The organism is Sporosarcina luteola (assembly GCF_023715245.1).
Classification (GTDB): domain Bacteria; phylum Bacillota; class Bacilli; order Bacillales_A; family Planococcaceae; genus Sporosarcina; species Sporosarcina luteola_C.
Genome location: NZ_JAMBNV010000001.1, coordinates 856,235 through 878,039, shown reverse-complemented (window position 1 = coordinate 878,039; position 21,805 = coordinate 856,235). Strand labels below are relative to the sequence as shown.

Below are 21,805 nucleotides of genomic sequence, written 5' to 3'. Positions count from 1 at the left end.
GGAAACCTACAAAGAACTTAGTTTTTATTGTTAACTCCATATACACTCAAAGCAAAGTAATAAAAAAAGCTTAAACAGTAACATTCCGTTACCATCTAAGCTGGGTTCATTTCATTAACTCTTCTTTCATCAGTTGCCGTTTCATTATTTTTCCGACCGCTGTTTTAGGAAGAGACTTACGGAATTCAAAAATTTTCGGCACTTTATACGTTGCAAGCCTTTCTTTGCAAAAGGATATGATTTCTTCTTCAGTCATCTTTTGACCTTCCTTCAGCACAATAACACATTTAACCGTTTCTCCACGATACGAATCTGGCACGCCGAACACACACGCTTCAAATACGGCAGGATGTTCATAAACTACATTTTCAACCTCTATCGGATAAATATTATAGCCGCTTGCAATGATCAAATCTTTTTTTCTTCCCACAATAAAGAAATAGCCGTCTTCATCCATCACCGCGATGTCGCCCGTTGCCATCCATCCGTCAATCAATGCTTGAGCGGTTTCATCCGGGTTGTTCCAGTATCCCTTCATCACTTGCGGTCCTTTGATCAGCAATTCCCCTTCTTCGCCTGCGGGAACTTCCACATTTCGATCTTCCAGCTTGACGATTTTGCAATCGACGCCCGGGATTGGAATCCCGATACTACCAGTCTTTTTTTGCGATAGTGGATTGCGATGTGTAACAAGTACTTCTGACATTCCATAGCCTTCCATAATTTGCGCACCAGAACGTTCTTCAAATTCCTTGATCACTTCCAACGGTAACGGTGCTGTTCCGCATGTACATATTTTCAAACTTTTTAAATCATCGTCGTCAATCTCATCACTGTTCAGTAAAGCGATATAAATGGTTGGCGCGCCGATAAAAATAGTAGGAGCATATTTTAGCAGCAACTCTTTCACTTTTAGGATGTTAAACCGTCTCACAATAATATAGGTACCACCCACAGCGATTGTAAGATTAAGGTAGCCAATCCCCATTACATGAGCCATTGGTGTATTGCCGAGTGTAATCTCTTCATTTTCCCTTAAAAAGTAGAATACACGGTTTTGAATGATATAGCCGACAATGTTATAATGTGTCAGCATTACACCTTTTGCATTACCGGTTGTGCCGCCTGTGTATTGAATGAAGGCGACGTCCTCCATTGGATTGATTGGGACATTCGGCAATTGGATGTTTGCTGTCTCCTCATCATGAAAGCAGATACGTTGAAATAAATCTCTTTCCGCGTCAAAAACAATTTTTTCAATTTCTGAACTCAATTCGATTGCCTTTAATTTAGGGACTTGGGCGTCATCACATACAATCCATTTTGCCTTACTATCATTCAAGATATGGGTAAGTTCGCTCGACTGATAGAGTATATTTACTTGGACTTGCGTGCAGCCAAGCCGTTGAAGGGCAAAATAGCACACGACGTATTCTGCACAATTCGGTAACATCACCGCGACGTGATCGCCTTTTTTTATACCCTGCTTATAAAGATATTTAGCAAGACGCTCCGTGGCTACCTGTAATTCCGAATAGGTCATCACAAGTTCCTCATCAATGACAGCGAGTGATGATGGGGATTTTTCAACTGCCTCTTCGAAGGTATCGTAAATTGATACATCCGTTGGAATTTCCACGTCATAAGGAATCCCTTCAGGATAAAAATCATGCCATTTTCTTCTCATTTTCCAAGCCCCTTTCCACTACCATTTCAAGTATTCCGGCCTAGCAATATGGTTCTGAATAAACGTCTCAACAAATTGCGTACAAACTTCATCATCCCTCAGCAACTGTTGCAAATGTTTATAGATGCCGATGACTTCATTCTTTAAACGTAAAATCGAACCTTCACGTTGTTCTTTCCGATAAAAAATGTCTTGTTCAATCAATTGATCCGGGGAGACCCCATTACGGATACACCAGGAAATTTTCTCATGCCGCTTTTCAATGATATTCAAAAAATCGATGACTTTTTCGTTATACTCCTTTTTGGAAACGATCCCTTTATGATGTCCGGTTACAAAGTACTTGGCATCAAGATTCCCAACTTTCTTTGCAGAAGTGATGAAATCGTCAATTTCGGCTTCCAATTCATTGTAAAATGGACCAAAGGATGTCAAGTCGAAATCCCCAACATAGGCAATACCGTATTTTTCAATATATGGAACCGTATACCCTTCCGAATGGCCTGGGGCGTGGATAAAATGTACATCGATACCCGCAATTTCAATCGGCTTATCCATCGGGTATATACAATCCGCCTGAATTGTACGTTTTCCAACAGAAACGCCTCCGAAATGCCTGTTTTCCTGTTGCTTCAACCAAAATTGAAGTGTCGCCTCATCTTGCACTGCCAGCATTCCGTCCGCATGCGAGATGGCATAGATATCCGAAGCTTTTTCAAAATCAAAATAATTGATATGCACGCTAGCTTGCGGAAAAAACGGGACGCCCCACACGTGATCGATGTGATGATGGGTCAAGTAAATATCACGCACGAAATAGTTTTTTTCAATATACTTCAAACTGTCGAAACCGGCTCCGCATTCCAATAATGCGGATTCCCGGTTGTTCGTCAGTAGCAGCGTCGTACAAAACGGCACTTTGCTTGAATTGTCTCCAAAAATTTCAATGGGCCCGATTTTTTCATACATCCCATCACCACCCGTCCCCTTCTTATTGCCAAGTCAAGTGTAAGAACCACCGTTAATTTGTAACACTTGGCCATTCACATAATTGGACAATGGAGAAGCAAGGTACAGGATCCCTTCCGCTGCTTCCCGCGGCTGCCCGGTCCTTTTTTGAGGGACTTTATCGATAAACATTTGCCTCACCTTATCTGGAACGCCTGTCTGGTCTTCACTAGACTCAAGTGATTGTGTCATCCTCGTTTCGATGAACCCGAACGCGACAGCATTCGAATTGATGTTATAACGGCCCCACTCCTGGGCAACTACTTTCGTCAATCCGACAACTCCCGCTTTGGCGGACGAGTAGTTTGCTTGTCCCACATTCCCCCGGAGACCTGAAACGGATGATACGTTAATGATTTTCCGGTAATTCACAATCCCTTGTTCGATTTCCTTTTTTGCTGCTTCACGCATATAAGGAGCCGCCTCGCGGATTAATCGGAAAGGTGCGACCAAATGAATGTCCAGCACTTGTAGAAACTGTTCATCTGTCATTTTATGGATTAAACTATCACGTGTCACACCTGCGTTATTCACTAAAATATCGATTCTTCCAAACTTCTCTACCGTTTTTTCAATTAATAGACGCGGAAACTCCGAATTTGTAATATCCCCACAAATCGCAAGGGCCTGGCCTCCATTTTTCACGATTTCGCTTTCCACTTCAGCCGCAGGTTGTGTATCCAAATCTGAAATGACAACAATTGCGCCATTTTCCGCGAACACTAATGCAGTTTCTCTGCCGATCCCTCTTCCCGCTCCTGTAACAATCGCAACTTTCCCATCTAATAGCCCCATCTTTAATTCCCCTTTACTTTGATCATTTTTGAAGCGCCATTTTCACTGGATACGGGATTATTACCCGATCACCTTCTTCGATGATTGCATTCCTATACTTCAAATGCGAATCTCTCAACAAATCGTTGATCATGTTGACACGACTGACAGGTAAGTCGACTTCATTGAATATCGCCAGCCATTCGGACAATGTTTTTTGAGCAATTATCGTTTCAATTTTCCGATTAATAATTTCAGCATTTTCCATCCGCTTCGTCCAACTGTTAAACAAATTGTCGAGTAAATATTCTTTCATTCCAACCGTTTCACAAAAGGTTTCCCAAAACTTCTCTTCCACACAAGCAATAGAAATATATTTCAAGTCTTTCGTCAGAAATGCGTTGTATGCGCCCCTGCTCATAAAATCGGACTTGGTTGGTTCGTTCCTTCCATAATACTCCGCAATGCGGGGACCCATTAAAGCAAGCGCACTTTCTACCAAAGATACATCGAGATAAACGCCGCCTGAATTCGTACGCACCTTGTTCAATAATGCACCTAAAATTGAAATCGTCGCATAGAGTGAGGCAGCAAGATCTGCTATTTGAATACCTCCCGCCGCTTCCGGAGCGCCATTCGGTTGCCCGCTGATACTAAGGACACCAGCGACCGCCAAGTAGTTCAAATCATGTCCCGGAAGATCGCGGTACGGTCCATTTTGCCCGTAGCCCGAGATGGAACAATAAATGAGTTCAGGATTAAGTTTTGCAACATCCTCTTTCCCAAAACCTAATCTTTCCATAACCCCTGGTCTAAAACCTTCAATTAAAACATCACTATTTTCAATCAATTCCCTGAGTGTTTCCTGATCTTTCTTGTTTTTCAAGTCGAGCACTACACTCGTTTTTTGTCTATTCAATGTTTCAAATAACCCCGGAATCATATGACGAGCCGGATCACCGCCATCAGGCCGCTCCACTTTTATCACTTCGGCCCCTAATTCCGCCAAAATATTCGTTGCAAAAGGACCCGGCAATAAATTCGTCAAGTCCACAACCTTGATTCCTTCTAGCATTCTCACTTCGGTCACCTCTCTCATTCATTTACAATTATGGTCACACAAAAGCGGATATGCCTAACACTTCTCGTCCGATGATCAATTTTTGCATTTCGTTTGTTCCCTCAGCAATGGTAAAGTACCGGATATCACGATAATAGCGCTCTACAGGAAACTCTTTTGTATACCCGTATCCTCCATGGATCTGCAAAGCCTCTTCCGCTACTCTTAGTACGCGATCCGTTGCAAAGTATTTCGCCATTGAACATTCCACTTTTGCATCTTTCCCTTGGTCAAGCAAGGAGCTTGCTTGCTGCCCGAGCAAGCGCATCGCATTCGTCAACGTAATCATTTCACTTATCTTTTCCTGAATCAATTGAAAACTCCCAATCGGCTTCCCGAATTGATGGCGCTCCTTCACATATTTAATGGAAGCATCCAAACAAGCTTGAGAAATGCCTGTGGCGATATATGCAACCATGGCACGTGCACTGTTCAAAAACTTCAATCCCTGTTTCAATCCTTCTCCTACATTGCCTAGAACATTTTCAGCAGGGACTTCACTGTTTTCGAAAACCAGTTCAGCAAACGGGCAACTTACAGTACCCATTTTCTCGATTTTTGTAGCTAGAAAAGATGTTTCTTCTTTATCAATTAGCAAAGCTGCAATTCCTTTATTCCCTAATGTTTTATCTGTCTGTGCGATGACAATGCCAATTTCACCTTCCAAGCCGTTGGTGATGAAGATTTTAGTGCCATTCAGAATCCATTTTTCATCCTTTAATTCAGCACGCATTTCAACGCTTGATGCGTCCGATCCGACATTCGGTTCCGTGAGGGCAAAGAAACCTAGCTTTTCCCCGCGCAGCAATGGACCTAAGTGTTTTTCCTTCTGTTCCTCCGTCCCATATTCATAGATATGCGTGAGGACGGAGTTGGAAATGCCGACCGTCGCCCTTAAAGAAGGCCATACACGGGATAATTCTTCTATCATTGTAAAATAGGTTGTATAATCCAGACCATGGCCGCCTGCTTCCTCAGGTAGCAGCCCACCCAAAAAGCCAAACGGGACAAGCTTCTGCACAATCTCCTTTGTAACAGGTTTTTCATTTCTTTCGTATTCTTCCACCATTGGTGCAATTTCCTTTTCAAGAAATTTCACCAATGTCTCTTTAATCATTACTTGTTCATCCGTTAATTGATAAGCCATTCCAAATCCCCCTAGTTCGTTCTCCTTGCAATCATCATCGGTGTCAATCCCTCTTGAACCGTGATTCCGTTTTGATTTATGATTTTCCGATTAAATTTCACTATTCCACGATCTTGTTTGCTCGTTTCCTTCTTATCAACGATTTCAATTTCAAGGTGAATCGTATCGCTAATTTTGATAGGCGCTAAAAATTTCCATGATTCAAGACCTAAAAGTGCAATCAGATTTTGACTCATTCTTTGATTCAGCTCTGTGCGTGTAAACAGGCCGGACCCTATAGACAGGCCTAACAACCCATGAGCAATCCGTTCTTGAAAAACCGTGTTTTTGGCATACTCCTTATCCATATGAAGCAAATTATAATCACCTGATAAACCCGCAAAATTGACGACATCCGTTTCTGTAACAGTGCGTGAAGGAGATAAGAATTTATCTCCAATTTGAAAATCCTCATAAAACAATCCGTCGACTTCCATCCTTTCTCAACCCCTCACCGCTGTAATATTGTTACTGCACTATTTGGACCTGCCCCCATCGCATGTGCCAAACCGACCTTAGGATCGGACACTTGTCGATGACCGGCTTCTCCCCGTAATTGCAATACAATCTCATGAATTTGTGCCAAAGCCGTCGCACCAAGTGGATGACCTCTGGATAACAGTCCGCCATCAGTATTAACCGGCAAACTTCCCGTCAAATCGAAGACACCTTCACGCAACAATTCAGGCGCTGCTCCTCTTGCACAAAAACCAAGTTTTTCAATATCCCACAACTCACCAGGTCCCATACTGTCGTATGCTTGCACGACATGGATATCCTCTGGACCGCAGCCTGCTTTTTCGTACGCTTCCCGTGCTGACTTTTCGACAATGCCTTCCGAAGGGTAGTGGTGGACGCTTGCCGTAATGCCGGATTGATACGATTCTTCCCCGTATACACCCGATGCCAATACGGAACTTGCAACCCGAATTGCCCGATCGTTCGTCGGCTTATTCGTCAAAATCATTGCGACCGCCCCATCCGCCAATGGACAGCAATTCAGTAAACGAAGTGGAGATGCGACCATTGCCGATTGGAGCACTTCCTCTACGGTGACATCTTTTTGGAATCGGGCATTGGGATTTAGCGAACCGTTTCGCCTGTTTTTCACACTGACTCTCGCGAAATCCTCTACAGTAGCTCCGTATTGGTGCATGTATTCCATCGTTTCCAGTGCATAATTAGCCGGTTGCACGTTAAAGCCCATCGCTAACTGCCAACTTGGAAAAGCAGTACTCGGAATCGGTCCCCTGGGCATTTTTTCAAATCCGATGGCGAGTACGGTTTTGTATTGCCCTAAACGAATTGAATCGTAAGCAAGTCGAAAAGCTGTAGCTCCGCTTGAGCAAGCATTTTCTACATTGACGATGGGAATGCCCGTAAATCCAACTTCACCTACTACTCGATGCCCGGAAGCTGTTCCTTGATAGACACTTCCTGCAAAAACTGCGTCCACTTCTCCCCACTTGATTTGAGCGTCTTTTAAGGCAGCTACAATCGCTTCTGCTCCCATCGAACTGGTAGAAACACCAGGGAAAAAACCCCACTTTGTTGTATAGGTTCCTTGAACATATACATCTTTCCATTGGGCGTTATTCACCATCATCTCTCACCCCTTCCCGGAGCGTGCTATCCGCTTTGAACTTGAAAGTCATGACATCGTGCTCATCTTCTTCATACAACTTCACTACAACCATCTCGACACGTTCATCAGCCGATAGCGTAGAATCATCCACGAGCTGTGAGAATATATTTATTCCTTCATCCAATTGCACGATTCCATATGTATAAGGAACCTCACCTTTATAAAAACCGCCAGCTGGTTGTCTTTCCACTTTTGTTAGCATCAAGACGCGTCCTTTGCCGGAAAATAGTATCTCTTCCAATGACTCTTTATGACAATGCATACAAAAATTCAGGGTTTTTCGAGGAAAAAACATCTCTCCACACGCCCTGCATCGACTTCCCATCAAGTGTGGATTGTCATCTGCTTCCATTTGCCACAAACCATCCATTATGGGAATGGCTTTACGTTCGATATTTGCCATTGCGTTCTCCTCCCGTTCGATTAGCCGAATCTTCCGCCTGTCACGTGTAAAATATCCCCTGTAATATAAGAGGAAGCATCCGATGCGAAAAACATCACTGCATCTGCAACGTCTTCGGTTGTGCCTACACGTTTGATGGGTGAATCACGCTTTTGAAGCTCTTTAATCTTTTCGGCCTTCGGATGGTTCCGTAATGCATTTGTTTCAATCAAACCTGGCGCAATCGCATTTACAGTAATGTTGTACCTGCCCAATTCCTTTGCAAGCGCTTTCGTCAGACCGAGAACACCGGACTTTGCAGAGGAATAATTGGCCTGTCCCGGATTTCCCAAATAAGCACGGGAAGCAATATTGACAATTTTCCCGTATTCTTGAGAAATCATATGCTCAGCCGTATATTTAGCAAAAAGGAAGGAACCTTTTAAACAGACATCTACTACAAGATCCCAATCTTCCTCTTCCATTTCAGTTATCCTTGCATCACGGACAACCCCCGCATTGTTCACTAAAATATCAATCTTTCCAAACTGTTCTTTTGTTTTTTCAATCACTTCGATTACTTCTTTTTTTTGTGAAACATCCGCTGGAAATGAATGAACGTTGAAACCGTCCATTTGAAATTCCGTCACCGTATCTTCACAAGCGGTTTTATTAATATCGGTAATGATGACTGTAGCGCCTTCAGCAAGCATTTTACGAGCAATTTCTTTGCCAATTCCATCCGCCCCGCCCGTCACGATTGCGACTCGATCTTGAAATTTCATTGAATAACCCCTTTCATCTACACTATTTCCCTAATTTTACTTCTTTCCTAAAAGGTCAACTATGTCAATTAACTACAATACTCACTCACTTTGTTGTATAATTCATACTAATTAATAGATTTAAAAATGAGAGAATTGAAAGGAGCCTTCCGATGATCCAAAGCGAACTCACTTACAGTGACTTTATTGGTGAACTGATTCCACTCATCCAAAGCAACCATTACGATGAGATAAAATGGGATGCATTAAAAGCGAGACTTCATGAGGATTACAGAGATGAAAAATTACAATCACACTTTTATGCACTTCAAACTTTAAAGCAGAAAGCGGATTTCTTGAAATTCTCTACCAGTACATTCGAAATCCTGCATCAAATCAACTTGGAAGTCGCTTCTCTAGCCCCGCTGACCGATATTCTGAATTTAAGTGCTACGCATCTATTGGATGTTTCCAAAGCACACTCTGTCCTCGTCGGAATGATAAATCATGAGAAAGCTTGCATGCGTATCGAAGCAGTTGCCGGTATCGGGAAATCCGATCTGTTGTTTTTCGAGGAATCTCTACATTCACCGTTTCAAATGCAATTATCGAACAATCAGGAACCGTTCATCTTGGCGGATATTTCCGAGCATACATCTTTGGAAAGCCCACTTCTTCAAAACCTGAAGGAAAAAAACATCGTTTCCCTTATCTGTTCCCCATTGGTTGCTCATGGCGAACGGATTGGCATCATCTTTTTAGCTCGAACCGTTTTGTATCATTCCAAGCTGCCTTTACTGCAAATGCTCAAAAACTTTTGTTACCAAACAGCACTGTCCATTTCAAATGCAAAACTGTATTCAAATGAAGTCCGGGTAAGTGAACTGCACGATGAACTCTTTGAAGAAGCACTCAATAAGGGCGGAAACGAAGGGATTTTACAAAAAGTGGCCAATTTCATTGAAGAACCGATTTTATTGCTCGATGAATTTGGCAATTGCATTTACGAAGCAGCGCCGCGAAATGCGACTTACAACATTGACCATTTCAATCACGCGGAGTTGTATAAATGTGTCCTTCAATCCGAGAATAATCATCAAACTTCTTTTGAAGTAATCCATAAGAATCAAACCTTCTCCGTTTTCACGATTACCCTGCATAATCGGACTGTTGCATATGTAATCGTTCCTAAAAGAATGAATGCATTTGATCGGTTGAGTGTCGTTGCAATCGAGCAAGCCAAAAACGTCCTTGCACTGCAAATCAACCAAGAGAAAACGAGCATTGAAGTTGAAAATCGATTGCGCCAAGACTATTTGCATGATTTGATATCGGGGCTGGAAACGGAGGAAAATCTCATTCGAAGAGCGCGTTATCTAAACATCTCATTTGAAAAGACGTACGCCATTCTTGTAATGAGCCCAATAGAAGATGAAGAGGACCATACAACATCGCTGAATCGGGTGCTGGAAAAGTTCAGTTACCTGATTGATGAGGAACTATTGCCACTTAGCATGATTCAAGGTCAAAAAATCATCCTTGTCACACCTGAACAAAATATCCGAACCGTAGCGAAATTCGCGGTTAGCTACGTGGAGGACAAGCATCCTGAACTACAATTCCGCATCGGGATCAGCAATGACATTGTACAAGTCAAAGATTATCTAAAAGGGTTCAACGAGGCGAAAAAAGCTGCGGAATTCGCTCATTCATTTCAATTCAAAACACCCATTGTACATTTCAAGGAACTTGGAATCATTGGGTTGTTATTCAATACGGAAAATACGGAGTACATGAAAGAATTTATGGATCGATACCTCGGAAAAATCATTACATATGAGAATCAAAACAAATCCGAGTTATTGAAAACATTAGAGGTGTTTCTGGATAATGAATCAGCTATTCAAGTGTCAGCTGAAAAACTACATATACACTACAACACTCTGCGCTATCGGTTAAACCGGATTGAAGAAATATTGGAAATCGATTTAGCGCACACACAAAACCGTCTTAACCTTCAAATCGCCATCATCATCCATCGGCTCGTTAAACAAGATTGACGAAAAAAATAGAGAGTGAAGAAATGAATGCATTTCCACTCTCTATTTCTATTTACATTTTGGATGGTAGAAACAAAGCGATCTCGGGGAAGAAGTACAAGATGAGAATCATAACGATGATTGGAAGAATAAACCTAGCTGCACCTTTAAAGATCGTTTCAAGTGAATAGTCTGAAACTCCCTTCAATACATAACAATTCATCCCAACCGGCGGTGTGATTAACCCTAATTCAATGATCAAAACGATAATCACCCCAAACCATATTAAATCCATATCCATCGCATTTATGATTGGTAAAATAATTGGAATCGTAATGACGATCATCGCCAAAGAATCCATGAAAGCACCAAGAATGAGATACATAACGATGATCAGCATAAATATGACAAAGTTCGGCATAGAAAGTGAATCAATCGCATCCGCCATAAGCATCGGAACTCTCGTAATGGCAAGAAAGTAATTCAACATGAATGCTGCCAGCATGATGGCAAACAAGAAACCGGTAGTTTTTAACGTATTGGAGGCAGACTCGATAAAATTCTTGAACGTCAATTTCCGATTCAGTAAAGCTGTAAGCATGGCTCCAAATGCACCCACTGCAGCTGCTTCCGTCGGACTGAAGAAACCGATATACATTCCGCCAATAACGACGATAAATAAGATTAAGATCCAGATTGTCGATTTGAGAGAATGGATTTTTTCCCTCCATCCACCGCCAGAAGTTACAGGGGCGATGTCCGGATTAAGCCTCGCTGAAATATAGACTGTTAACATATATAACCCGGTTAACATAATGCCCGGGATAATACCTGCAATAAGAAGCTTACCGATGGATTGCTCGGTTAACATGCCATAAACGATAAATGCCGTGCTCGGTGGAATAAGAATCCCCAATGTACCACCTGCAACAATTGTCCCAGCGGAGAACGAATCTTTATATCCGAATCGATCCATCTCCTTCGATGCAATCGCACCCATTGTTCCAGTGGTCGCCAAGCTAGAGCCGGAAGCAGCCGCAAAAATCGCTGACGCACCGATTGTCGCTAAGCCGAGTCCCCCTCTTAGACGCCCCATCCACAAGCGGAACATTTTAAACAATTCATTACTAATGCCGGACACAAATAGCAATTCGCCCATCCATATGAAAAGAGGAATTGTAGTTAGTGTATAACTGAAGCTATGATCCCAAATAATTGTCTCAATAGCGGTAGTAAGTGTTTTCCAGCCTTTTAAATAGCAAATTCCAAGAAAAGCGGGAATCGCCATCGCAATGGCAATCGGGAATCTCAAAAACATGAGAATGAACATTAACACAATGCCCATCAATCCGATCAGCTCGATGTTCACATTACCCCTCCTTTCCAGCAAAGAAAATAACAGTGGAACGGACGACCTTTAAAAGGGCTTCCAGCCCCCACATCGTAAAACCTAATGCGATGATGAATCGAAACGGAAAATGTGGGACGCCAAGCAAATCTGTCGTTTTTACATTCCCGATCATTGAATTCAATCCAATCTTTAAGCTGACCCATCCAATGAGGATACAAATGATGAACGTGGAAAGATAGCTGATGACATCTATAAATTCTTGAACTTTTCGCGGTAACCGATCGACAATCAACCCGATGGAAATATGGGCATTCTCTTTTTGCGTGTATGCGAGCGCGAACATAATTAACACGACCATGCCAAGTTGCATGAATTCAACATCTCCCACGACTGGAGCACCCAAGTTACGGCTGATGACTGCATAAGTCGTAAAAATCACCATACTCGTCATTGTGAAAATCGCAATCCATCTTGAAATTGTCGTTAGAAAACCTATCCACTTCTCCACAATTCCCATTTATTTCACCTCCATATGTAAAAAATATGTCTTGATTGACAACCAAGACATATTCTTTTCCACTAAAATTAGAACGGTAGTTGTAATCCTTCTTCAAGAATCATTTTTTTAAAGTCCTCCATCATCTGATCTCCCGGATAACCTTTCGCATTCGCATCTGCGACCCAATCATCCCAAATCGTCTTTGCGGAAGCTTTAAATTTCGCCTCTTCTTCAGGAGCCAATTCAATGATTTCTCCCTTGCCTTCAATTAGCTTATCCAGTTCGACATACGCTTTGTCCAATTCCTTTTTGTGCGTCTCACTCAACAACTCAGCCAATTTCGGTCCAAGCACTTCATCAAACATTTTTTGCAAGTCTTCTGGCAGCGATTCATAGTATTCTTTGTTCATGATTGGCGTAACAGGCGTAACGGTTGTTCCCAATTTCATTACATTTGGTGCCACCTCATAGTATTTGTGACCCAAAACGCCGATTGTCGAATAGAAAGCGGTATCCAACGTACCCTTTTGCAAAGCTTCATACGTTTCATCCAAAGGAATCGATACAGGAACACCGCCCCACGCTTCTACAAGCGGGACATCCGACTTACCTTGAACTCTCATTTTCAATCCTCTTATATCTTCAATTTTTCGAATTGGTTTTTGGGAAAATAGATTATATGGATCGGTTACATAACTTCCACCCAAATAATGAACTTCTTCTTCAATTGCATCGACAGCGTATTTTTCCCCGAACTTCGTCATGATTTCACTGCCTACCTGAGAATCCGGGAAAGCGAACGGCAAGTTTCCAATTGTGTAAGGGAAGAAAATACTATCATAATAGTATGTTGAAATGACCAACCCTATATCGGCAATACCACCTCGGGTATCTTCAAAAGCTGAAGTCGGCTTTCCTAAAGTCCCTCCGTGATATACATTTACCTTCACACGTCCATTAGTTTCTTTTTCCACAAATTCTGTCCATGGTTCATAAACGTTGTACACGTAGTGATGCGTGGAAGGCTGAATGTTACTGACGTTCAACTCGTATACTTTTTTAGAGTCACTGTTCTCTGAACCACTGTCCACTTTACTGCAAGCACCTAGGATTAATAGTAACGCCAAGCCCAAAATAGCGAAAACCTTTTTCATCTATCTCACTCCTCTTCTTATGAAAGTAACCGCTTTCATTTCTTTTTCAATTCAAAATTGCAAATCGCCTTGCAACAATTTTTTCGCAATTGTTCTTTTTTGAATCTCGGTTGTCCCATCTGGAATACGCATCATCCTTGCCCATCTCCACGCTTTTTCAAGTTTCATTTCGTTCGTCAACCCCATCCCACCGCAAATTTGCATGCAATTATCAATGACCCTTTGTGCCATTTCTGTACAGAATGCTTTGATCATTGATATTTCCTTCAGCGGTAATTCAGATTGATTTTCCATTTTCCATGCGCAGTTCAGCAGCATATTACGCCCGGCGTAAATATCCATCGCACAATCAGCTAACATCATTTGAATCGCTTGGTGGTTCCCGATCGTCACCCCGAACGTTTTACGTTCATTCGCATAATTAACTGCAATTTTTAATGCCCATTGTGCAACACCTACACATAAAGCCGCCATGACGATACGTCCCAAATCCACTCCTTTTAACGCTTTCCCAAACCCTTGATGTAAATCTCCAATAATATACTTCTGATGGACACGGGCATTTTCAAATGAAATGATTGCCGTTGCAGATCCCAAATGACCTAGCACTGGAATCGTCGATGTCGGGACAACCGTCACGCCATCGATTGGAACGAGAAAACAACTGATTCCACCTTTTCTCGCCTTTGCTAGTTCCGGATCTGTAATCGCGAAAGTCATCACATATTTGGCGTAATGGGCGTTTGTTATCCATTGCTTCGTTCCATTGATCACCCACTCGTCCCCGTCTTGTACAGCTTTTGTTTGCATATTCCAAACATCTGAACCCGCATCCGGCTCACTGAGGCCAAAGCAAAGCAATGTTTCCCCGCTTGAAATTTCCTTAAGCACTTCTTCTCGGATTTCTTCTTGTAGACCAAGCAAAACAGGTGTTAATCCACCTGTGAATAAGCCCCTTGGGAACATTTCATAAGAAAAAGGGTCGATGCCGTGCTTCTTTGTCAGATGTTCAAAGATCAAAGCAATTGAAACAGGACCAAAAACGTCTCCTGATCCTCCTAATTCAGGTTCCCCAAACATATTGTAAAATCCAGCCTCGGCCGACTTCATCCGAATCAGTTTAAATGCTTCCACGACGTTTGGAGAATATGTTCCATCCTCATTATAAAAATAGCGTTCATTTTCCAACTCGCGCTTATACTTTTCTTGAAGTGGGACAACTTCTGCTTCAAGAAATTTGTTTATTGCTGCAAGAACTTCTTTGACATCATTATTTATAGTGAAATCCAAATTGACTACCCCTTTCAAATATTCTAACTATAACCGAATTCTACCGAGTAGACTCTCGCACTTCTATGTCAATTACAAACAAATATGATTACTTTTTTTGTAGAGTACATACAGACATCATTTTCATATCTCCTCTTTTTCTGACTTGAATAAAAATATGTGGCTTAAAAAACAAAAAAGCGAGTATGAGATCGACTAAAAGTCGGTCACATACTCACACTTTCATTCATTAATTAACCACATTGATAAAAGCTATTTTTCTATAACTGAAAAACCTGAAAATATATTCCGATGCTCATCATCATACATATGACAACTAACAGTCCTTACTGAACTAACCGAAATCTCTTTCGGTCTCACCGATTTGCAAACGTCCTTGGCAAATTGGCACCGTGGATGGAATGGGCAACCTGAAGGTGGAGCTGCCGGATTTGGCACGTCACCTTTTAAGATGATCCGTTCTTTCTTCACGTCAGGATCTAGCGAAGGAACAGCCGACATTAAAGCTTGTGTATATGGATGTAAAGGATTTTTGAATAGCTCCTTCTTATCGGAAAGCTCGACAATCCTCCCTAAATACATGACGCCGATTCGATCGCTGACATGTTTGACGACGCTCAAGTCGTGAGCGATGAAAATATACGTCAGCCCCAACGTCTCTTTCAACTCTTCAAATAAATTCAGAATCTGGGCTTGTACAGAAACATCTAACGCAGAAACAGGTTCATCCGCAATGATAATTGAAGGCTTGACTGCAACCGCACGTGCAATCCCGATCCGCTGCCGCTGTCCGCCACTGAACTCATGTGGATAACGCCCGATATGTGAAGGGCTTAACCCCACACTTGATAATAAATCCGAAATCATCTCTTTTCGTTGCTTTGCGTTATTTCCAATATGGTGTGTTGACAATGCCTCATCTAAGATTGAGCCAACCGTCAATTTCGGATTCAAAGAAGCATACGGATCCTGAAAGACAATTTGCATTTCCGCCCTTAATTTCCTTAATTGAGAACCTTTCAACGTTGTCACTTCTTGCCCTTCAAATTGGATGGAGCCCGAGCTAGGTTCGATTAATCGGAGAATACTTCGTCCCATTGTAGATTTCCCGCAGCCGCTTTCCCCGACAATGCCCAGTGTTTCTCCTCGTTGCACTTGAAAACTGATACCATCCACCGCTTTGACAAACCCATTATTTCTTTTGAATAAACCTTTGCGTAGTGGAAAATATGTTTTCAAATCTCTAACCGTTAACAAAGGTTCGCTCATACGGATACCCCCTGCCCCTCGTACAACCAGCATCTAACGGAGTGGTTGTCCATTTGGAATAAAGGAGGGTTTTCCTCTTTGCATTTGTCAAAGGCCCTTTCACATCTTGCCCGAAATGGACAGCCCACTTGGATATCACCCAAATTCGGCACAGTTCCATGAATCGGATTCAAGCGTGCTTCATCCTCAGCCTCTAAAGTCGGTACAGAATGCAATAAACCAAGTGTGTATGGGTGCTTCGGTTCTTTAAACAGTGAACGCACGTCCGCCTCTTCAACGATTTGTCCATAATACATTACCATCACACGGTCCGCCATTTCGGCAATGACACCTAAATCATGTGTGATCAATAGGATTGCGGTTTTGTATTCTTCCTGCAACGTGTTCATCAAGTCCAATATCTGGGCTTGTATCGTTACATCCAATGCCGTCGTAGGTTCATCCGCAATCAATAATTTGGGATTGCAAGCCATCGCCATCGCAATCATGACCCTTTGGCGCATTCCGCCCGACAATTGGTGGGGGTACTCATCAACAATCTTCTCCGCTCTAGGAATGCCGACCTTCTTAAGAATTTCAATCGTCCGCACTTTAATTATTTTCGGGTCCCCTACGTCATGTAATAAGAGCACTTCACCGATTTGCTTGCCGATTTTATGGACTGGATTCAAGGAAGTCATCGGCTCTTGAAAGATCATCGACATTTTATTCCCACGGATGGCCCTCATTTCTTTTTCGCTGCATACATTCACATCTATATCGTCAAGCAATATTTTTCCTTCTGTAAAACCATCATTTTTTGGAATCAACTGCATAATGGAAAGGGACGTCAAGCTCTTACCGCATCCTGACTCCCCAACTAACCCAAGCGTCTCCCCTTCATGGATATGGAAGTTAACCCCTTTCACTGCAGGAATCACATCACCTTTTTCCCCATGAAAAAAAATGTGCATATCTTCTACTTTCAATAGCTCCTCCATTCATCCAGCCGCCCCTTCTAGAAAATAATCGAAGGCGATCTTCGCAATCCGGGCGATTGGTTCATTCCCTTCGTAGTCGAGCGTTTTGCCAACTGAAAATACAGTGATGACAAATTCACCTTTTTGATCGGGCAAATAGACGATGCCTGTGTCGTTATAAACCGTCCCTAAACTCCCGGTTTTATTGGCGACTTTCGTTCCTCTTGGCAATAAACCTGGAATGCGTTGTGTGTATTGTTGGCGTAGGAGAATTTCACGGATATCGGTACAGCATGCTTTTGAGAAAATTTCACCTCTCGCAATCTTCTCCATTAACCGGTTCATGTCACGGGTTGTGCTCACATTGTTTTCAGTGGTTTCTTGAAAAACGATACTATCCCGATCATAATGACCTGCTATCAATGTATTAATGATCTGATTGAACATTTCATCACTATATTCTGTAGGCCCAATGCCCGCACATAAACTTAACAGCTCCCAAATCGAGTGCTTCACATGGATATGCTCTAAACCAATTGTTCGCATATAATCCTGGACCGTTTGCGAATCTACCATCGTTAACAGCTTGTCCGTCGCCATATTGTCACTGACGATGATCATCATCATTGCCAAGTCTTTAATTGTCGGCGATATTCCGGCATCCATTTCTTGAAACACACCGGAGCCCGGGATTCGATCTTCCTTTTGCAGTACGATTCTTTCCTTAATATCAATTCTTCCTTTATAGACGGCATCATACAAAGCCGCAAGTATCGGGACCTTTACGACGCTTGCTGTTTGAAAGTAGCGATCGCCTTGTAAATGCACTTCTTCGTTCGTCCCTAAATGTTTAATTGAAATCCCAAAAGTCGCATCTATTCCACTTATATATGACTCGATCTTTTCCTTTAGCAAATAGATCTCCCCCTACTATTTAAGCCTAGGATCCAAAGCATCCCGCAAACCATCGCCTAATAAATTGAAGCCTAATACAACGAGCATAATTGCAAGTCCCGGGAACAATGTCATCCACCATGCTTGGCTTAAAAATGATTTACCCACGTAGACTAGCGCTCCCCATTCCGGATTCGGCGGCTGAGCACCTAACCCAAGGAAGCTTAGTGCCGCGGCGGATAAAATGCTGCCGCCAAATTGAATCGTTGCAAGAACGATAATTGGAGAAGCAACGTTCGGTAAGATATGTTTAACGATGATTCTCCAATCTTTCACGCCCAGCGCCCTCGACGCTTCCACGTACTCTGTTTCCCGAACGGATAATACGGAGCCTCGGACAATCCTAACGAAAGAAGGAATGACTGAAATCGCAACGGCAATCATTGCGTTAGTCAACCCGACACCAAGAATCGAAACGATTGCAATGGCCATCAGCAATGAAGGAAAAGCCATCAATATATCCATGAACTGCATGATGTACATATCAAGCTTACGGTAATAGCCTGCGATCACACCTAAAATGACGCCGATTGTCCCCGAAATTGAAACGGCCACAAGCCCCATTAGCAAGGAGACGCGTCCTCCGTATAACATTCTTGTGAACAAATCTCGCCCAAATTCATCCGTCCCAAGTAAATGCTTTGCGCTCGGCCCTTGTAAACTGTCTTCAAACATCATTTCATTGACAGGATAATGCCCTATAAATGGTGCAAGAGCGGACATTGTAATGAAAAAGAAGAGAATCCCAGCCCCTACTAGTGCGCCTTTATTCTTCTTGAGCTTCTTCCAAAAACTCCGATACTTTGAGTGTGCTTTCAGTTCTATGGCTTCATCTACATAAACAACCGGTCCATTTCCACCGTCCAACTGTTTCAAATCGACTTCCTCCTTTCAGCTTCGCCTGTCAGTCGAATCGAATGCGCGGGTCCAACTTCGTGTAAAGAAGGTCTACTACCAAGTTCGCAAGTATTATCATCGACGCCATAAACAAGAGCAATCCTTGGACAGTTGGAATATCTCGTGTTGAAATAGCAGACACTACTAAGCTTCCAAGACCAGGTAATGCAAACACCGTTTCCGTCACTACCGCTCCAGCCATCAAATAGCCAAATTGCATTCCGATGACTGTCACTACCGGAATGAGTGCATTTTGCAAGCTATGTTGGAAAATGAGCCGGTATAGGCTTGCCCCTTTCGCTTGAGCAGTCCGGATATAATCCTGCTTAATGACATCGAGCATACTGGACCGGGTCATCCGCGCTATCGTTCCCGCCGTCCCTAAACCTAACGTAATCGAAGGCAAAATGAGCGAGTAGAACCCGCTATATCCTGAAATCGGGAAAATGCCTAACTGGTAGGAGAAAAGAAGAATTAAAAACAATGCGATCCAAAAACCTGGCGCCGAAATCCCGACAAGTGCGATCAGCATGGCTAATTGATCGTAAACCGTGTTTTGCTTAACAGCAGCAATAATCCCCATCAAAATCCCTATGATGGAACCGAAAGTGACACTGTACAATGCCAATTGGGCGGTAATCGGAATCCGATTTAAAATTTCTTCCACTACTGTGTAGCCGGTAATGTAAGATGTTCCGAGGTCACCTTGAACTGCATTCAACATATACGTCCAATATTGAGTGATGATTGGCAAGTCCAATCCAAGTCTGCTTTCCAATTCTTTAATAGATTCTACCGTCGCAAAATCCCCCAAAATATACGTAACAGGATTGCCCGGCACGAGATGAATCATGAAGAAGACGAGTAAAGAAACGCCAATCAAAGTAACCCCCATTGTCAACAGACGCTTCAGTAAATAAGACGACATTCCATGCACTCCTATACATACGGGAACACCGTCTATCCATTGGATAAGACTGCGTTCCCGTGAAATCGACTATTTTGCCACTTTGACGTTTTCCCACATGATAAGATTTCGCCTCGGATGAATCTCGAATTCCTCGAAATTCCGGATTGCCGTAATATTCTCTTTCACATAAAGCGGTACCCAAGGAGATTGCTCAACTAACAGCTTTTGTGCATCCTCATACAGTTTCAATCGTTTCTCCTGATCCATTTCAAGCGCACCTTTTTCTAAAAGGCTATAGATTTCTTCGACTTCATAATGCAGGCGAGTAGATTTCCCTTCCCCGAATAGAAGGAAGTTCAATACATCTGCGTCAAGCCAGCCAAAACCCCAGAGCAGCATATCATGAGCACCCTTCGGCGTCTGTTCGATGATCGTCGCTGATTCTTTTACCGAAATGGAGAGGTCGATACCGATTTCCTTCAATTGATTTTGAATGATCTGGGCCGCACGTTGGTTTGCCGGATCATCATCCACCCAAAGATCCACTTTGAACGGCTTGCCGTCTTTCATGACGATGCCGTCTTTATTCTTGTCTTTCCAGCCTGCCTCTGATAATAATTGTTTTGCTTTATCAAGATCCTTTGCATATTTGCTGCGCGCCATTTCTTCGATCTTCTCGCTATAGCCAAATGTCGCTGGAGGCAATGGACCAAACACTGGCTTCGCCTCGCCCCTGAATGTGTTCGAAATGATCGCATCACGATCAATCGCCATTGCGATCGCTTGTCTCACGCGCACGTCTTGGAATATTGGTTTCTTGTTATTCCAACCGAGGTAACTTAATACGTAATTCGGAACCCGTACAATCGTCACGCCGTCTTCCTTCTCAAGCTCTTCGATATATTGATAAGGAACGCTTCCTAAAACATCCACATTCCCTTTTTTGAACTCCAAGATCCGAGTCTCTTCATCTGGAATAAAACGGTATGTCACTTTGTCAAAGCCAGGTCCTTCTTTACCCCAGTCATATTTATCACTTGGTTCGTAAACTAACGAATCCCCACGTTTGATTTCCTTAAGCTTCAAAGCCCCCGTAGCACTCGGATTTTTCTCAAACCCTTCCCCGTTGCTATCAAGCACAGACACGTCGATCGGAGATAAGTAATCCGACGTCGCATTCGTGAAGAACGGCGCAAACGGCTCATTCCACGTAATCTTGAATACATATTCGCTGACAACTTCTATTTTGCTAATGTCTCCTGCATTCGTTTTGAACGGCGAAGACTCCATCAACCGTTCAAACGACTTCTTCACCGCTTCCGCGTTCACAGGCTTTCCGGAATGAAATTCGACAACCTCTTTCAGCTCGAACGTCACTTCCTTGCCATCCGGCGAAACCGTATACTCCTTCACTAAATTCCCGACGATATTCCCGTTATCGTCATACTTCATCAAAGGATCGTACAAAGCAGAGTTCGCATCCCCCATCGACGATGTTCGATGCACATCCACAGAATCCGGTTCCGAAATCGCTGCAACGATAATCTCTCGGTTGCCCTTCTTCGCTTTTTTCCCTCCGCAGCCGGAAAGGATTAGTGCGAAGACAATCATTGTGAGAAATAAGAGAGTGAAAGTCCTTTTCATTACAAATTCCCCCTTTATTCGATTTTGTGGTGCGTGTTGTGTTATGGGTTTTATTTGGTGGATTCCTCCTTTGGTTCTCGGAGCGTTGCTTGTCCGAGATTGGGTTGTCGGTGATTGTTACAACTATGTATATTCGGATGGAGAGAAAAGATGACTTGGAGGGGAGAGTTTTGTGGGAGGAGAATAGAAAAAAGCATTGATGGATTTGGGGTTCCATCAATGCTTCCGAATAGATATTTTAAAATACACGATTCGTTTAGAGTGAAAATTTTT

The 21,805-nt window shown here is 42.8% G+C and carries 20 protein-coding genes; 1 reads left to right on the top strand and 19 read right to left on the bottom strand.

All coding sequences use genetic code 11. The annotated features are described in order from the left end of the window. Positions 1–106: 106 nt before the first annotated feature. Genes M3152_RS04035 through M3152_RS03995 form a run of 9 tightly spaced genes read right to left on the bottom strand, consistent with a single transcriptional unit; the run spans position 107 to position 8,587 of the window. Positions 107–1,687, bottom strand: coding sequence for a long-chain-fatty-acid--CoA ligase (locus M3152_RS04035; RefSeq protein ID WP_251693910.1), 1,581 nt, complete (start codon positions 1,685–1,687; stop codon positions 107–109). Positions 1,688–1,705: 18 nt separating this feature from the next. Then, positions 1,706–2,656: an MBL fold metallo-hydrolase gene (locus M3152_RS04030; protein ID WP_251693909.1), complete on the bottom strand. Its 951-nt coding sequence runs from the start codon at positions 2,654–2,656 to the stop codon at positions 1,706–1,708. A 33-nt stretch (positions 2,657–2,689) separates the two neighbouring features. Then, positions 2,690–3,490, bottom strand: a complete 801-nt coding sequence (locus tag M3152_RS04025; RefSeq protein ID WP_251693908.1) for an SDR family NAD(P)-dependent oxidoreductase — start codon at positions 3,488–3,490, stop codon at positions 2,690–2,692. A gap of 22 nt (positions 3,491–3,512) precedes the next feature. Continuing rightward, positions 3,513–4,544 carry a CaiB/BaiF CoA transferase family protein gene (locus tag M3152_RS04020; protein ID WP_251695239.1) on the bottom strand — a complete coding sequence of 344 codons (1,032 nt, stop codon included), beginning with the start codon at positions 4,542–4,544 and terminating at the stop codon, positions 3,513–3,515. A 40-nt stretch (positions 4,545–4,584) separates the two neighbouring features. After that, positions 4,585–5,736 carry an acyl-CoA dehydrogenase family protein gene (locus M3152_RS04015; protein WP_251693907.1) on the bottom strand — a complete coding sequence of 384 codons (1,152 nt, stop codon included), beginning with the start codon at positions 5,734–5,736 and terminating at the stop codon, positions 4,585–4,587. A gap of 11 nt (positions 5,737–5,747) precedes the next feature. Beyond that, positions 5,748–6,212 carry a MaoC/PaaZ C-terminal domain-containing protein gene (locus tag M3152_RS04010; RefSeq protein WP_251693906.1) on the bottom strand — a complete coding sequence of 155 codons (465 nt, stop codon included), beginning with the start codon at positions 6,210–6,212 and terminating at the stop codon, positions 5,748–5,750. A 14-nt stretch (positions 6,213–6,226) separates the two neighbouring features. Beyond that, positions 6,227–7,381, bottom strand: a complete 1,155-nt coding sequence (locus M3152_RS04005) for a thiolase family protein (RefSeq protein ID WP_251693905.1) — start codon at positions 7,379–7,381, stop codon at positions 6,227–6,229. Continuing rightward, a complete protein-coding gene (locus M3152_RS04000) occupies positions 7,368–7,823 on the bottom strand; it encodes a Zn-ribbon domain-containing OB-fold protein (RefSeq protein WP_251693904.1) in 456 nt (151 codons plus the stop codon). The genes M3152_RS04005 and M3152_RS04000 overlap by 14 nt, the downstream gene beginning before the upstream one ends. Before the next feature lie 20 nt (positions 7,824–7,843). Next, positions 7,844–8,587 carry an SDR family NAD(P)-dependent oxidoreductase gene (locus tag M3152_RS03995; RefSeq protein ID WP_251693903.1) on the bottom strand — a complete coding sequence of 248 codons (744 nt, stop codon included), beginning with the start codon at positions 8,585–8,587 and terminating at the stop codon, positions 7,844–7,846. 152 nt (positions 8,588–8,739) lie between these two features. On the opposite strand from M3152_RS03995, the gene M3152_RS03990 reads away from it, so the two are divergent. After that, on the top strand, positions 8,740–10,626 hold the full coding sequence (locus tag M3152_RS03990; protein ID WP_251693902.1) for a helix-turn-helix domain-containing protein: 1,887 nt from the start codon (positions 8,740–8,742) through the stop codon (positions 10,624–10,626). 52 nt (positions 10,627–10,678) lie between these two features. Here the strand turns inward: M3152_RS03990 and M3152_RS03985 are convergent, their stop codons facing one another. From M3152_RS03985 to M3152_RS03940, 10 genes are all read right to left on the bottom strand, one after another. Then, the gene (locus tag M3152_RS03985; protein ID WP_251693901.1) at positions 10,679–11,974 is read right to left on the bottom strand and encodes a TRAP transporter large permease; all 1,296 of its coding nucleotides are present in this window, start codon (positions 11,972–11,974) and stop codon (positions 10,679–10,681) included. Between the two features lies 1 nt (position 11,975). Beyond that, on the bottom strand, positions 11,976–12,473 hold the full coding sequence (locus M3152_RS03980) for a TRAP transporter small permease (protein WP_251693900.1): 498 nt from the start codon (positions 12,471–12,473) through the stop codon (positions 11,976–11,978). A gap of 68 nt (positions 12,474–12,541) precedes the next feature. Next, positions 12,542–13,609: a TRAP transporter substrate-binding protein gene (locus M3152_RS03975; RefSeq protein WP_251693899.1), complete on the bottom strand. Its 1,068-nt coding sequence runs from the start codon at positions 13,607–13,609 to the stop codon at positions 12,542–12,544. A 51-nt stretch (positions 13,610–13,660) separates the two neighbouring features. Further along, complete coding sequence (locus tag M3152_RS03970; RefSeq protein WP_251693898.1) at positions 13,661–14,899, bottom strand: acyl-CoA dehydrogenase family protein; 1,239 nt, start codon at positions 14,897–14,899, stop codon at positions 13,661–13,663. A gap of 252 nt (positions 14,900–15,151) precedes the next feature. Continuing rightward, entirely contained in the window at positions 15,152–16,168 is a 1,017-nt protein-coding gene (locus M3152_RS03965) for an ABC transporter ATP-binding protein (RefSeq protein ID WP_251693897.1), read from the bottom strand. Continuing rightward, positions 16,165–17,148, bottom strand: a complete 984-nt coding sequence (locus M3152_RS03960) for an ABC transporter ATP-binding protein (RefSeq protein WP_251693896.1) — start codon at positions 17,146–17,148, stop codon at positions 16,165–16,167. Before M3152_RS03960 ends, M3152_RS03965 begins: the two co-directional genes overlap by 4 nt. Beyond that, positions 17,149–18,042, bottom strand: coding sequence for a serine hydrolase (locus M3152_RS03955; protein WP_251693895.1), 894 nt, complete (start codon positions 18,040–18,042; stop codon positions 17,149–17,151). 15 nt (positions 18,043–18,057) lie between these two features. Further along, positions 18,058–18,900, bottom strand: coding sequence for an ABC transporter permease (locus M3152_RS03950; protein WP_285847090.1), 843 nt, complete (start codon positions 18,898–18,900; stop codon positions 18,058–18,060). 85 nt (positions 18,901–18,985) lie between these two features. Then, positions 18,986–19,906, bottom strand: coding sequence for an ABC transporter permease (locus M3152_RS03945; protein WP_251693894.1), 921 nt, complete (start codon positions 19,904–19,906; stop codon positions 18,986–18,988). 69 nt (positions 19,907–19,975) lie between these two features. Then, on the bottom strand, positions 19,976–21,532 hold the full coding sequence (locus tag M3152_RS03940; RefSeq protein ID WP_251693893.1) for an ABC transporter substrate-binding protein: 1,557 nt from the start codon (positions 21,530–21,532) through the stop codon (positions 19,976–19,978). Positions 21,533–21,805: the final 273 nt, after the last annotated feature.

Bases quoted from the DNA above. Each gene is read 5' to 3' on its own strand.
- M3152_RS04035 (WP_251693910.1), bottom strand. From the start codon at position 1,687: ATGAGAAGAAAATGGCATGATTTTTATCCTGAAGGGATTCCTTATGAC.
- M3152_RS04030 (WP_251693909.1), bottom strand. From the start codon at position 2,656: ATGTATGAAAAAATCGGGCCCATTGAAATTTTTGGAGACAATTCAAGC.
- M3152_RS04025 (WP_251693908.1), bottom strand. From the start codon at position 3,490: ATGGGGCTATTAGATGGGAAAGTTGCGATTGTTACAGGAGCGGGAAGA.
- M3152_RS04020 (WP_251695239.1), bottom strand. From the start codon at position 4,544: ATGCTAGAAGGAATCAAGGTTGTGGACTTGACGAATTTATTGCCGGGT.
- M3152_RS04015 (WP_251693907.1), bottom strand. From the start codon at position 5,736: ATGGCTTATCAATTAACGGATGAACAAGTAATGATTAAAGAGACATTG.
- M3152_RS04010 (WP_251693906.1), bottom strand. From the start codon at position 6,212: ATGGAAGTCGACGGATTGTTTTATGAGGATTTTCAAATTGGAGATAAA.
- M3152_RS04005 (WP_251693905.1), bottom strand. From the start codon at position 7,381: ATGATGGTGAATAACGCCCAATGGAAAGATGTATATGTTCAAGGAACC.
- M3152_RS04000 (WP_251693904.1), bottom strand. From the start codon at position 7,823: ATGGCAAATATCGAACGTAAAGCCATTCCCATAATGGATGGTTTGTGG.
- M3152_RS03995 (WP_251693903.1), bottom strand. From the start codon at position 8,587: ATGAAATTTCAAGATCGAGTCGCAATCGTGACGGGCGGGGCGGATGGA.
- M3152_RS03990 (WP_251693902.1), top strand. From the start codon at position 8,740: ATGATCCAAAGCGAACTCACTTACAGTGACTTTATTGGTGAACTGATT.
- M3152_RS03980 (WP_251693900.1), bottom strand. From the start codon at position 12,473: ATGGGAATTGTGGAGAAGTGGATAGGTTTTCTAACGACAATTTCAAGA.
- M3152_RS03975 (WP_251693899.1), bottom strand. From the start codon at position 13,609: ATGAAAAAGGTTTTCGCTATTTTGGGCTTGGCGTTACTATTAATCCTA.
- M3152_RS03965 (WP_251693897.1), bottom strand. From the start codon at position 16,168: ATGAGCGAACCTTTGTTAACGGTTAGAGATTTGAAAACATATTTTCCA.
- M3152_RS03960 (WP_251693896.1), bottom strand. From the start codon at position 17,148: ATGGAGGAGCTATTGAAAGTAGAAGATATGCACATTTTTTTTCATGGG.
- M3152_RS03945 (WP_251693894.1), bottom strand. From the start codon at position 19,906: ATGTCGTCTTATTTACTGAAGCGTCTGTTGACAATGGGGGTTACTTTG.
- M3152_RS03940 (WP_251693893.1), bottom strand. From the start codon at position 21,532: ATGAAAAGGACTTTCACTCTCTTATTTCTCACAATGATTGTCTTCGCA.